At 69.1% G+C, this 12,550-nt stretch carries 12 protein-coding genes and 1 pseudogene; 8 read left to right on the top strand and 5 right to left on the bottom strand.

The window, feature by feature from the left end; translation table 11 throughout:
• Positions 1 to 99: 99 nt before the first annotated feature.
• Positions 100 to 864: pseudogene (gene istB / locus KDK95_RS31715) on the top strand (IS21-like element helper ATPase IstB); the annotation flags it as partial.
• 808 nt (positions 865 to 1,672) lie between these two features.
• Here the strand turns inward: istB and KDK95_RS31710 are convergent.
• A complete protein-coding gene (locus KDK95_RS31710) occupies positions 1,673 to 2,578 on the bottom strand; it encodes a LysR family transcriptional regulator (RefSeq protein WP_212522034.1) in 906 nt (301 codons plus the stop codon).
• 268 nt (positions 2,579 to 2,846) lie between these two features.
• On the opposite strand from KDK95_RS31710, the gene KDK95_RS31705 reads away from it, so the two are divergent.
• The 5 genes from KDK95_RS31705 to KDK95_RS31685 all read left to right on the top strand — a co-directional run bounded on the left by KDK95_RS31705 (position 2,847) and on the right by KDK95_RS31685 (position 8,067).
• A complete protein-coding gene (locus KDK95_RS31705) occupies positions 2,847 to 3,869 on the top strand; it encodes a DUF4331 family protein (RefSeq protein WP_212522033.1) in 1,023 nt (340 codons plus the stop codon).
• A gap of 23 nt (positions 3,870 to 3,892) precedes the next feature.
• Positions 3,893 to 4,723: an alpha/beta fold hydrolase gene (locus tag KDK95_RS31700; RefSeq protein ID WP_212522032.1), complete on the top strand. Its 831-nt coding sequence runs from the start codon at positions 3,893 to 3,895 to the stop codon at positions 4,721 to 4,723.
• A 1,123-nt stretch (positions 4,724 to 5,846) separates the two neighbouring features.
• Positions 5,847 to 6,146 (top strand): hypothetical protein, encoded by a 300-nt coding sequence (locus tag KDK95_RS31695; protein ID WP_212522031.1) that lies wholly within the window; start codon positions 5,847 to 5,849, stop codon positions 6,144 to 6,146.
• A 55-nt stretch (positions 6,147 to 6,201) separates the two neighbouring features.
• The gene (locus tag KDK95_RS31690) at positions 6,202 to 7,590 is read left to right on the top strand and encodes a DUF4331 domain-containing protein (RefSeq protein WP_212522030.1); all 1,389 of its coding nucleotides are present in this window, start codon (positions 6,202 to 6,204) and stop codon (positions 7,588 to 7,590) included.
• Between the two features lie 144 nt (positions 7,591 to 7,734).
• Positions 7,735 to 8,067, top strand: a complete 333-nt coding sequence (locus tag KDK95_RS31685) for a hypothetical protein (protein WP_212522029.1) — start codon at positions 7,735 to 7,737, stop codon at positions 8,065 to 8,067.
• Between the two features lie 45 nt (positions 8,068 to 8,112).
• On the opposite strand, the gene KDK95_RS31680 is transcribed toward KDK95_RS31685, so the two are convergent.
• Positions 8,113 to 8,493 carry a YybH family protein gene (locus KDK95_RS31680; protein WP_212522028.1) on the bottom strand — a complete coding sequence of 127 codons (381 nt, stop codon included), beginning with the start codon at positions 8,491 to 8,493 and terminating at the stop codon, positions 8,113 to 8,115.
• Between the two features lie 141 nt (positions 8,494 to 8,634).
• Between KDK95_RS31680 and KDK95_RS31675 the strand changes: the two genes are divergently transcribed.
• Positions 8,635 to 9,522 (top strand): AraC family transcriptional regulator, encoded by an 888-nt coding sequence (locus KDK95_RS31675; RefSeq protein ID WP_212522027.1) that lies wholly within the window; start codon positions 8,635 to 8,637, stop codon positions 9,520 to 9,522.
• Positions 9,523 to 9,691: 169 nt separating this feature from the next.
• On the opposite strand, the gene KDK95_RS31670 is transcribed toward KDK95_RS31675, so the two are convergent.
• Together KDK95_RS31670 and KDK95_RS31665 are read right to left on the bottom strand one after the other, a co-directional pair.
• Complete coding sequence (locus KDK95_RS31670) at positions 9,692 to 10,387, bottom strand: DUF4396 domain-containing protein (RefSeq protein ID WP_212522026.1); 696 nt, start codon at positions 10,385 to 10,387, stop codon at positions 9,692 to 9,694.
• A complete protein-coding gene (locus tag KDK95_RS31665) occupies positions 10,312 to 10,899 on the bottom strand; it encodes an HPP family protein (RefSeq protein ID WP_212522025.1) in 588 nt (195 codons plus the stop codon). The genes KDK95_RS31670 and KDK95_RS31665 overlap by 76 nt, the downstream gene beginning before the upstream one ends.
• Positions 10,900 to 11,240: 341 nt before the next feature.
• Here KDK95_RS31665 and KDK95_RS31660 point away from each other — a divergent pair, with 341 nt between their 5' ends.
• Positions 11,241 to 11,528 (top strand): hypothetical protein, encoded by a 288-nt coding sequence (locus KDK95_RS31660; protein ID WP_212522024.1) that lies wholly within the window; start codon positions 11,241 to 11,243, stop codon positions 11,526 to 11,528.
• A gap of 181 nt (positions 11,529 to 11,709) precedes the next feature.
• On the opposite strand, the gene KDK95_RS31655 is transcribed toward KDK95_RS31660, so the two are convergent.
• Positions 11,710 to 12,231 carry a MarR family winged helix-turn-helix transcriptional regulator gene (locus tag KDK95_RS31655; RefSeq protein WP_212522023.1) on the bottom strand — a complete coding sequence of 174 codons (522 nt, stop codon included), beginning with the start codon at positions 12,229 to 12,231 and terminating at the stop codon, positions 11,710 to 11,712.
• Positions 12,232 to 12,550 lie beyond the last annotated feature (319 nt).

Here is a 12,550-nt window from a genome sequence, read left to right as displayed (position 1 = left end):
GGTCGGGTGTCGGGCGGCAGCGCTGCCGCCCGACACCCGACCCCTACCGAGCCTGGCCGCCTACGACGCCCTGCTGAACGACCGGAGGGACCCGAGACCATGCCCGCCCGAGCCCTGACCGACCAGGCCACCGACGCGGCGATCACCAGCGCTTGCCGCAGCCTGCGCCTGCCGGTCATCCGCGACACCTACTCGAAGATCCTCGCCCGCGCCCAGGACGAGCGTCTGAGCTACCAGGGCGCGCTGGCCGAACTGCTGATCGCCGAGTGCGAGGAACGCGAACGACGCCGCACCGAGGCCCGCCTGCGCCAGGCCGGATTCCCGCGCACCAAGTGGCTGGCAGACTTCGATTACAACGCGAACAAGGACGTCAACCCCGCCGTCATCAACACCCTCGCCGAATGCGACTGGGTACGCCGCGGCGAGCCGCTCTGCCTGATCGGGGACTCCGGCACCGGCAAGTCCCACCTGCTCATAGGCCTGGGCGCGGCCGCCGCCCTGGCCGGGCACCGGGTGCGCTACACCACCGCCGCGAAACTCGTCAACGAACTCGTCGAAGCCGCCGACGAGAAACTGCTGACCAAAACCATCAGCCGCTACGCACGCTATGACCTCCTGGCCATCGACGAATTCGGCTACCTCGAACTCGACCGGCGCGGCGCCGAACTTCTCTTCCAGGTCCTGACCGAACGCGAGGAGAAGAAGGCCATTGCGGTCGCCTCCAACGAGGCGTTCTCCTCCTGGGCGCGCACCTTCACGGACCCCAGGCTCTGCGCCGCGATCATCGATCGGCTGACGTACAACGCCACGCTCATCCAGACCGGCACCGTCTCCTACCGACTGACCCACTCCCGATACGCCGCACAAGCCGCCGCGAACGGCACCAGCACCGGAAAACGCTCCAACAAGCCCGCCGGAGCACGAACCGACGAGCCATCAGGTGGGTCCAGCTCAAACCGTCAGCACCCGAAACCGGGACCAATTCAAGCCGACACCGCCACCCCCGCCACCCCATAACCGGGCCCAGCTCGGACCGTCACACTGGGCCCAACTCAAGGCGTCACGGCCAACCGCGCTCATGTAGGGTGTCCGCTCGCTTCCCCGGGTGCTTGCAAGGGTCCGACGAAGCCGAGACCGTTGAGTGTAGGGGCAGAGTCCTGATCTCTGCTCGCAGGCGCGAACCGGGCCCGGCCTCGCGCGCGCCTTGGGGGAGTGGGGTTGCGCGGCTCCGGTGACACCGGCCCGACGGTGGGGCTTCCGAAACATGAATAGGATGGGGCATATCGTCCTTGTGGTAATGATTTCCGCAGGTCGGCCGCGGGGGAGCGGCGTGTGTGTCTGGCTATGCGGTGATCAGCGGCAGGTCGTCGGTGTCGTCGTCCTGGTCGTTTTCGTGGGCGAGTTCGTGGGCGAGTTCGTGGGCGAATTTGTCGGCGGAGGCTCGTTTCGACTTTCTGGAGTTGGGCGAACGTGCACGTGCTCCGGCTGAAGCTGTGTTTTGCGCGGTTCTGCGCGCGGTAGGCGGCGATGTCGGCGCGGCCGCGCGGCGTAGTCTCCGGCGTCAGTCGGCGCGGTCACTCGGGTCGCCTGCAGCACCCTTGACGCTCCGTCAGACGCGTTCAGTCACCTGTGCTTGGCTGTCGATCCTTCCGGCGGTATCCGCGGAAGTTGTCTAGTTCCCCGCAGCTAGGGCGATCCGGAGCAGCGCGTTTGCGGCGCCGGTCAGCCGTCGGCCCTCGGCCCACACGGCGTGCAGCCGCCGGTGCAGGTCGACGCCCGCGACCGGTACCTCCACGACCTGGCCGGCTGCCAGGTCCTCTCGTACCGTCACGGCGCTGAGCACTGCCGGGCCCGCGCCGTCGGCCACCGCGGCGCGCATCGCCGCGTTCGCATCCAGGACCATCAGCGGCCTGACAGGTTCGGCACCCGCACCGGACAACAGGCGCTCGAACGTCTCGCGGGTGCCTGACCCCGGCTCGCGCACGATCAACCGGGTACGGGCCAGTTCTGCCAGGTCCACCGGTGTGGTGCGTCGAGCCCACGGGTGTCCGGGGGCCACCACGACGATGAGCCGGTCGGCGCCGACCTGCTGGAAGGCGAGCCCGTGCGGCACCGTGGGGGCCTCGATGAACCCCAGACCGATCTCGCCGGCCGTGGCCAGGGCCGCGACCTGCTCTGAATTCGTCACTTTGAGGCTGACGACCACCTCGGGCGACGTGCGCTGCAGCGTGCCGATCCAGCGCGGCACGTAGTGCTCGGCCAAGGTCATGCTGGAGGCCAACCGCAGGTCGGTCTCCAGCTCGCCGCGCAGCGCTGCCGCACCCGCCAGCAGTGCGTCGAGCTCGTCGAGAACCCTTGCGGCCCATTGGCACACGGCCTTGCCCTCGACCGTGAGCGCCGAACCGCGCGTGTCCCGGTCCACCAGGCGCAGACCGAGTCGACGCTCGAGCTGGTCCAGGCGCTTGCTCGCGGCGGGCTGGCTGATCCCCATTCGCCCGGCTGCCCGGCCCAGGCTGCCCAGCTCCGCCACAAGCATCAGCAGCTTCAGGTTGGCGAGGTCTGGTGGCGACGCGCTCATAACCGGGCATTATCGCCGCATTCGCGATAGGCCGCTACCGGAAGCCGATGGTGCCGACCAGGATGAGCAGTGCGGATCACGGCTTCGGCCGACAAGTCGCGGACTCGCACCATACGTAGCACAGTTGTTGTGATTAAACGCAGAATCTCCGGGTGTACAGATTTCGGTGCAGCGTGCGGGTTCGTGCCGCGCCCTGTCGCGCAGTCTCATGTCCCGTAGCGCGGCAGCGCCTCACCCGATCGGGCAGCACAAGCGAAGAGGATTATTCATGTCGCATCATCTTGACACGCCTTTGGCGGCCCAGAACGGCCAGCTCTTCCTCGACGACCTCTATGTTTTCTCCGGTGAGAACAGCACCGTGTTCGTGATGGACGTCAACTCGAACATCACCGGCGTCTACGCGGAACCGGGCTTCCACCCGGAGGCGCGTTACGAGTTCAAGGTCCACGTCAACGGCGCCGACGTCGAGAGCCTCACCTACCGGTTCTCCTTCACCGAGGCCGACGCCGCCGGCAGTCAGAACCTCAGACTCGACGCCCTGACCGGTGGCGACGCCCGCGAGGACGGCGCCGCAGGCAAGCTCGTGCTCGAAGGGCGCACCGGCGAGACGGCAGCGGTCGACGGGGTGCGAGTGTGGGCCGGACGCATCGCCGATTCGTTCTACATCGACCTGTCCCTGCTCGCCCGCGTGAACGAGGCGGTGGGCAAGGGCACCGCCGTCGACCTGTCGGGCTGGCGGCCGAGCGAGGCGAAGAACACCTTCGCCGGAACCACCGTGGAGACCATCGTGCTCGAGGTCTCGCACGAGCACTCGACCCTGCGTCCTGGAACCCGAATCGGGCTGTGGGCGGCGACCAAGCTGGCCACCGACGCAGGCGGCTGGCGGCAGATCAACCGCGCGGGACACCCGATGATGTGGCCGATCTTCTGGCCCGGCGACACCGATTTCTCCAACCCGGCCAACACCCGCCACCCCTCCGAGGACCGCGCCGCCGCAGGCTCGTTCATCGCCGAGCGCGTCGCCGCCGTCGTCGCGGCCACCGGCACCTCGACCGACCCGGAGGGCTACGGCCAGGAGGTGGCACGACAACTGCTGCCCGACGTGCTGCCCTACGTCGTGGGCAGCCCGGCCCAGTTCGGCTTCGCCACCCGCAACGGCCGCACCCTGGCCGACAACGCCCCCGAGGCGATGCTCTCGCTGGTCACCAACATGGGCGTGCCCGCCGGCCTGACCCCGGCCACCGCCGCGCAGGCGCGCCGCGCTGAATTCCCCTACGTCGTTCCCGCCTGAGTACGCCGGAAGGATACAAGCACATGCCTTACGTGACCGTCGGCCAGGAGAACACCGCGCCGATCGAAATCTACTACGAGGACCACGGCCAGGGCCGCCCGATCGTGCTCATCCACGGCTTCCCGCTCAGCGGCAGGGCCTGGGAGCGGCAGGAACGGGCATTGCTGGCCGCCGGACGCCGGGTGATCACCTACGACCGGCGCGGCTTCGGCCGCTCCGGGCGGCCGTCGACCGGCTACGACTACGACACCTTCGCCGCCGACCTGGACAAGCTGCTCACCCACCTCGACCTGCACGAGGTCGACGTGGCCGGGCACTCGATGGGCGGCGGCGAGATCGCCCGCTACCTCGGCACCTACGGCTCCGGCCGGATCCGCAAGGCCGTGATCGTCTCCGGCGTCCCGCCCTACCTGCTCAAGACCCCGGAGACCGAGCACGGCGTGCCGCAGGAGGTATTCGACGAGATCGCCGCGGCGCTCACGGCCGACCGCTTCGCCTACTTCACCGAGTGGAACAAGAACTTCTTCAACCTCGACGAGACCCTGGGCGAGCGGATCAGCGCCGAGGTCGTCCAGGACGCGTGGAACACCGCGGTGTCCGCCTCGGCTGCCGGCACCGTCGCCTGCGTGGCGACCTGGCACACCGACTTCCGCCACGACCTGACGAAGATCGATATCCCGGTCCTGGTGCTGCACGGCACCGCCGACCGGATCCTGCCGATCGAGGCCTGCGGCCCGCGCACCCACGAGCTGATCAAGGGCAGCACCTACGTCGCGCTCGAGGGCGCCGGCCACGGCCTGTGCTGGACTCACGCCGACGAGGTCAACGAGCAACTACTGAAGTTCTTCGCCTAGTCCGTCGCACGTCGCAAGGCCTCCGAGCCCGGTCTTCCGCAGCGAGCACGAAACCGCCGCGGAAGACCGGGCTCCTTGCCGTCCCCGCAGAGGCGACCCGGAAAGCGCCTGCCGGGCGGAAGCCTGGCAGGCGAGGGGCCTCCGGCCGTAGTCCGCTGAACGCGGCGGCGTTGTGCCGGGCCCAGGCAGTGAGCGGCGCTGCCGGGTGGGCCGGGCTCAGCTGAACGTCCGGGCTGACGGCCTGCTCCTCGGCGCCGCGCGCGACCCGGCTCCCTCCGGAGCACGCAGGCCGCAGTTTGAGGCGGCGAGTCCCGCTCCAGCCGATCACCCGAGTGAAGCGGCCCCAGCCAATCTCGGCCGACCCGCCGAAGTTCGTATGAGTTGTGCACGCATTCGAACCATGACGTGTGCATCCAGGAGAAACCATCAGTAATATGGATATTGATAACGGAGTCGGCTGCCGCCCGGACGCGCCTACCAGTCCGTTCCGCTGACCCCGGCAGACCGGAAAGTGGGAACACGGCGAGAGCCCCCGAACACGGGTGCGTATGGTCCCCTGGGTGCGACGATCCGGCCCGCGAAATCGCTACGCGTGCGGCGGGGGCGCCGTTCCATAGGTTCAGATGGCTGAGAGTGTCAGGCAGCTGCCTCTTGACCGGGTTCGGTCTTTCGTCCGCAGAGTCACGCGCAGTATCGGCCAGTCGTAAGATTGTCTTGAACACCAGCCAGACCAAGGGCATGCGCGAGTTCATCGACACCACACCCAAGCGCGCTCATCGACGGCGACGTACTCGAAGAGCTCCGGCAGTCGCACAACCTCGTGGACTCGGCACTGAGAGCACCTTTCGACGCGGACCCGGACGCGGCCGGCTCGCCGGCGGCGCGGCCCGCCGAATACGCCATGGCGACGTCACGTAGATCGCGAACCAGTCGGTCTATCCGATGAGCTGCGAATTGGGCCGGATGGATGAAAGACCGGCTCGATCGCCATCCAGACGTGGCACCGCCGCGAAGACAAGCAGGTGTCGACTTCAGGCCGCGGCGAGAGCCGCGTCACTGCCGAAGATCCCGACCGCCCGCACCGTCCGGCGCGGGCGATTTCGCGAGTAGGAAGCGTGACAGCATGACCTACCCCCTTGCAGGCTCCGACCTCTCCCGCAGGTCCCTGGTCAAGACCGCCGCCACGGCGGCGGCCGTCGGCGGCGCACTCGCGCTGGCCGGGCCCGCGGCCGGCGCCGAGGCCGCCACCGTACCCGGGCAGACGGCCGCGGACGCCCCGGAGCACCGTCCCGAGGCCGGGGACGGCGTGCTGGTGCGCGTGCTCGACGCGCGCCTCGGCACGCTCGAGGTCTACACCGAGCACGGCCACCGGACCTGCACCGACCGGGCGCTCGCCGCGCAGTTGGCCCGGCTCGCGCGCTGAGCGCACCGAGCCGGCTCGCCTCACCGATTCCCCCAGCAGAGAGATTCGAAATCCGATGTCCTCCCACCGCGAAGCACCCGAGATCTCCAAGGACCCGGTCGCCGACAGCACCGACCTCTACGCGTTCGTCAGCCCCGACAAGCCCGACACCGTCACCCTGATCGCCAACTACCTGCCGCTGCAGGGCCCGGACGGCGGCCCGAACTTCTACGAGTTCGGCGACGACGTCCTCTACGAGATCCACATCGACAACGACGGCGACGGACGCGCCGACATCAGTTATCAGTTCGAGTTCACCACCACGGTCCCGAACAAGAACACGTTCCTGTACAACACCGGACCCATCGAAGCCCTCGACTCGCCGAACTGGAACCGGCGCCAGACCTACTCGGTCACCCGCGTCGAGTCGCCCGGGCGCTGCGCGGAACTCGGGCGCGGCCTGTCCTGCCCGCCGTGCAACATCGGGCCGCTGTCCACCCCCGACTACCCCGCACTCGCCGCCTCGGCCGTGCACGCGCTGGGCAACGGCCGCAGCGTATTCGCCGGTCAGCGCGCGGAGGGCTTCTACGTCGACCTCGGGGCGATCTTCGACCTCGGCGTCCTGCGCCCGTTCGCGAACCTGCACGCCACCTTCGGGCTGCCCGGGCTTGCGAAGATGCCGGGCGTCAACTCCACCGCCAGGGTCAACGTCCACTCGATCGCCCTGCAGGTCCCGATCACCGAACTGACCCGGGACGGCCACCGCGCCACCAGCGCCGCCGACCCGCGCGCGGTGATCGGCGTGTGGACCACCGCCAGCCGGCGCAAGGCCGTGATCCGCCAGGACGAGGCCGGGCACGACATCGAATACGGGGCCTACACCCAGGTCTCCCGGCTCGGCAACCCGCTGTTCAACGAGGTGCTGGTGCCGATGGCACGCAAGGACGAGTGGAACGCGCTGCCCCCCGCCGACGACAAGGCCTTCGCCCCGTATGTCGCCCACCCCGAACTCGCCGGGCTCCTGCCGGTCCTCTACCCCGGCGTGTTTCCCCACCTTGCCGCGCTCGACGCCGCGAAGACCGCTCGCGCGGACCTCGAGGCGATCCTGCTGACCGGAATCCCGTCCGGGGTCGTGCCCGGTTTCCAGAACTACACCGGCGACACGCAGGCCGACATGCTGCGGCTCAACGTGGCGATCGCCCCCACGAAGAACCCCAACCCGCTCGGCTTGATCGCCGGAGACGCCGCGGGTTTCCCCAACGGCCGCCGCGTCGCCGACGACGTCGTCACCGTCGAACTGCGCGCGATCGCCGGGGCCACCTATCCGCTGATCGACAAGACCTACACGCCCGACGCCGCGGTCGGCGCCATCACCGACGGGTTGACCGCGGCGGACGTCCCGTCCGGCTACCTGCCGAACTTCCCCTACCTCGGCGTCCCCTACAGCGGCTACACCACCGCGTAGCCACGAACCGGCGCGGCGCGCCACAACGCTGACAACGCCCCTCCTGTGCGCGCGCCGCGTCCCCAAAGGCCCGGTCCCGCCTCCACAGCGGCGGGACCGGGCCGCTTCCCACCGCTGGAAAAGCGATCAAGGAGTTTCATCCCGATGAGCCACGCGCATACCCACCACCACTACGGACCGTCCTCCACCGCCAGCGTGGTCCTGGACATTGGAGGAGACATCGGCGCCCTGATCCTGCAGTCCGACGCCTCCCACCTCGGCCGCGAGATCGAGATCAGCCCCGTATCGCGCCAGGGCGAGCCCGCGTCCGTGCGCACCCACTCCATGGTTCGCGAACGCCACACCACACCGCCTACCTACGACGCCGTCTACCCCGACTTGCGCGAGGGCGAATACGTCATCTGGCACGCCCAGGACACCCCGGCGGGCACCGTCACCATCACCGGCGGCGAGATCAGCATCTACACGTTTGCGTGACGGCGAGGCTCCCGAGGCCCCGAACCACGCGATCCTGCCGGCTTCCTATGCGATGCCCAGAGGGTTGAGCACGGCGAAGCGCCACGAGCCGTCGGGCGTCCGGCGGGCGACCGCCGTGGTCGTGCCGGTCGGGTTGATGCTGGTGCCGTCCGGCAGTGTCGCCGTCAGGGTCCAGTCGACGATCAGCAGGGCCGTGTCGCCCGCGATCAGGGTGTGCCGCTCCCTGTTGGTCAGGTGCGCCTTGGTCGCGATCGTCTGCAGGGTCTCCGCTCGCAGCTTCGCCTCGCCGGCGATGACCTCGCCGGTGACGGTGCGCATCGTCGCTTCCGGCTCGAACAGCGACAGGACGGCGTCGACGTCGCCTGCGTTCAGGGCCTGCTCGTAGACGAAGGGGAGGCGCGCGGCGTCGAGGGTCTGGGTGTTCATGCTGGGTTGCTCCTTGGATGGCTGGTACGGCGTGTTCGTTTCGGCGGCTCGTCGTGGTCGATCTCGTTATGGTCGATCACTGCCGCCTCACCAGGATCGCTCGACGAAGCCCTGTTAGACGAGGTAAAGTCCGGACCCACCATGGTCGATTCCGGACAGTCTGAGATCGTCGGGCTCACGTATGACAACCCCGACCGGCCACGCCTCGGCCTGGAGGCGATGACGTTCGCGCAGTTGCGGGCCCGGACGAAGGCTCACATCGCCGCCTCGCCGATCCGGGCCGACTTCCACCAGCTCACCGTCATCCGCTCCGGGGTCGCGAGCGCGGCGGTGGACTTCGTGCCGTACGCGTGCGGGCCCGGGACGGTGCTGCACGTCCGCCCCGGCCAGGTGCAGCGGCTTCCGGCCGGGGCGAACGGCAGGCTGACCGAGTTGGACGCGGTCGTTCTGCTGTTCACCGCCGACTTCCCGCCGCGCACTGGCAGCGTTGCGACGCTGCTCGATCTCGAGTTCGGGCCCGCGGCAGTGACGACCGACGGCGCCGAGGCCGACGCGCTGCACCGGGCCGCCGCGGAGATCCTTGCCGAGTACCGCCTCCTTGACACGCGGCGCGCAAACCCCGTGCGCCTGTCCGTCGGGGTGCTGCGGCACCTGACGACGGCGATGCTGCTGCGGGTCGCACGCGCACAGCAGCCGTCCGGCGACGACCACGCCAACGAGGTCTTCCGCGCATTCCGGGCCGCGGTGGAGCAGTCGTTCACGGTCACGCGGGACGTGCAGGTCTACGCCTCGCGGCTGGGCTACGCGCCACGCACACTCACCCGAGCATGTCTCGCGGCGACCGGCACGAGCGCCAAGCAGTTCCTCGACGCGAGGGTGGCGCTGGAGGCGAAGCGGCTCCTCGTGCACACCGACCTCAACATCGCCTCGATCGGGCGCGCAGTCGGGTTCAGCGAAGCCACGAACTTCGGGAAGTTCTTCATGCGGGAGGTCGGGATGACGCCCGGCGCATTCCGCGCGGCGCAATGAGGCTGATCTGTGGCGTCCACGGGCGAGCGACCGGTAGTCCGCGCGCCTGCTTAGTCAAGGTACGGCTGCGGTCGCAGGCGTTTGATGTCCCTGGTGCGGCGATGTGCCCGGGAACGCGGCGATGTGCCCGGGAACGGCGATGTCCCCGGGAACGCGGCGGGACCTCGGCTCACATGCGCTCCTTCCAGCCCAGCCGCACGAGTGCGACGTTGACGGGCCAGGCGGTGAAGAAGCCGATGATCATCGAGATCTGCATGAGCATCCAGTAGGTGGCGGTGGTTTTGGCCAGGCCGGGGGAGAAGATGAGGTCCTGGTAGATCCACATGCCGAGGAAGAGGCCGACCTGGAAGGCGAGGATGGACAGCGTGTCGGCTTTGATCGCGGCGGCGATTCCTTTGAGCACGCTGATGTCGCGCATGGGTGCGATCGTGAAGTACTGGAAGAAGATGCCCAGCACCCAGGCGAAGGCGAAGTCGAGCGCGAAGTCGGCGTACAGGGCCTTGCCGGCAATGGCCAGGCCGGTGCCGTAGACGAGCCATTCGGCGGCGATGTCGCCGAGAGTGCAGCCGGCGCCGCAGTGGCTGACGGCTTTCGCGGTCGTGTTCCACCGGGGCAGCTTCTCGCTGTCCGGCATGCCGTGCGCCCTGATCTCCGGCTTGGCCGTGCGCCGGCCATACCGCAGGTAGAACCAGAGAGCGACCGGCCCCCAGTACAGCGCGGTGATCGGATAGACCAGATTCATGATCCACATCTTCTGGCGGTGGCCGCGCAGGATGTCGGCGGTGATGATCAGGACGCTGGTGAACGCGGCGCTGAGGCTGAACCAGCCGATCGTCTCGATCCAGGCGGGCGGTCGGGTGAGCACGGGCGGGTTCCCTTCGGTTCGGGATCGTGCCGGGAGGTGGACCTGCGGGTGGCTAGGGAGAGGGCGGCTGACAGGGCGATGAGCGCGGCCAGGCCGGCGAGCATGCCGAACAGCGGCAGACCCGGCCGTGCGATGCCGGAGGTGATCAGCAGGGCTGTGGCGGCGGCCGGGGGGTGGTGAGCGTCGAGCAGTGTCAGCACGAGCAATGTGGCGCCGACAGCGAGTGCCTGGGCGAGGATCTGGGCCGGACTTTCGCGGTGGACGACGGCGACCGATCGCGCGTTCCAGAGCCCGAACGCGGCGAGCATCGCCAGCCCGCAGGCTGTCGCCGCACCGTGTCCGAGCACCGCGCTGCGCACGCGGGCTTGCTCGTTCTCCGGCTGGGCGAGCAGCAGGTAGGCGGTCGGGCCGAGTGTGGTGGTCAGCATGACCAGTCCGACCCAGTGGCCGAGGAAACCGACAGCCATCAGCACGGCGGCGGACAGCACCAGCAGCCGGACGCCGTTACGCACTCTCCGGCGTGCTCTCATCGAAGAGACGGATGCGGGCATGGTCTGGGCCTTCTCTCGTGTTTTCGGTGTCCACCGCGCGCGGGTTACCGGCGATTCCGCCGCTAAAACGTTGCACACTGCAATTTCGATCTGGGATCGGATCGGGACCTGGGCGGAGCGACCGGCCTCGCGGCGAGGGCGGGCGCGGTGTCCGGAGGCTCGGGGGCCGGCCCTGCGCGCGGGGCACGGGCCGGCGCGGTTCTATGGGCCGGATTGCGAGCTCGGCGTCGCGGAGCAAGACTGGAGAAGGCGTATCCGCACCCTGCGGTCGGGGAGGTCGCCCGCCCCTAGCGGAGAGTGTCATGGCCGTCTTGATCGAAACCGAGTTTCAGGGAGTCACGGCGCAGCAGTACGACGCCGTCGACCAGCGCGCGGGTACGCGCTCAGGGCGACCTGTCGAGGGGCTCATCTGCCACACCGCGATGGTTACGGGTGCGGGTCTGCGCGTCGTGGACGTGTGGGAGTCGCCCGAGGCGTTTCAGGCGTACTTCACGCAGCGGCTGGAGCCGCTGCTCAAGGAGCAGGACTTTCCCGACCCGTCTGCTCCGCCAAGCGTCTCGGAAGTGCACTATCACTACAATCGGGGCTGATCCGGGCTGATCCGGGCTGATCCGGGCTGATCCGGATCTGGGGGCACTCCCGCGGCCGAGCGACCACGCGTGTGTCGAAGCGGGCTCTCTGCGAGTCGCTTCGTCAAGTGCGTCGATTGCCGCTGGTCGCGAGGCTGGATCGTCCGTGCTGGGGGAGCGATCGTGGGCGTGATCTTGCGCCTCAGTGCCAGCCGGGCAGTACGGGCAGGCGTTCGGGGGGTTCGCCGCCGGCTTCGGTGAAGGCGGTCAGGGCGGTGACGAGCTGGGTGCGCTGTTCGGCGGGCATGGCGGCGACGATGCGGGAGAGCTCGGTGCGGCGGGCCTCGGTGACCTGGCGTACGGTCTGCCAGCCGGCGCCGGTCAGGCGCAGGAGCACTTCGCGGCGGCGGGCGGGGTTCGCGGTCTTCTCGACCATGCCGGCGGTGGTGAGCCGTTCGACCATGCGCAGGGCGGTGGAGGGGTTGACCTCGAGGGCCTCGGCGAGCCCGGCGAGGCTGGAGGGGCCGCGGGAGTCGAGGACGACGAGCAGGCGGTACTGGGGCAGGGTGAGGGTCTCCTCGACCGCGGTCAGCGACTTCGCCGCGATGGCGACGAGCAGGCGCGACGCCGTGAGCAGCGCGGCGACGACCTGATCGGGATCCTCGGCGCGTCCGGCTGTGTGCTCGGGTGAAAGCCCGGAGGGTCGCCCGTCAGGAGTGCGCATTCGTCCTTTCTACCGGCTCGGGCGCCTTCCGCGCGACGCGGACCCGCCGCCGGCGCCGGGAGCAGGGCGGAATCCGGAACGTTGCACCTGCGGGCAGCTGATCCTATAGTTATTGCATACTGCAATCTGTTCGGCGCCGTGAAGGCGCTGCCTCGGCGTGCGGTCCATCCGTATGCATTCGAGGCCGAGATGAGACGAGAGGGCGAGGATGGCACAGGCGGCTGTCGCGGCGGGGGCACCGGAGCGCTCGGGTCGGGCGGCGGCGGCCGGGTATCTGCGTTCGTCGCAGGGTGGCCTGTTTCTGCTGGCGGTGTTGGTG

This window comes from Actinospica acidithermotolerans, assembly GCF_018139625.1.
GTDB lineage: Bacteria > Actinomycetota > Actinomycetes > Streptomycetales > Catenulisporaceae > Actinospica > Actinospica acidithermotolerans.
This window is presented reverse-complemented; position numbering and strand designations above follow the sequence as displayed.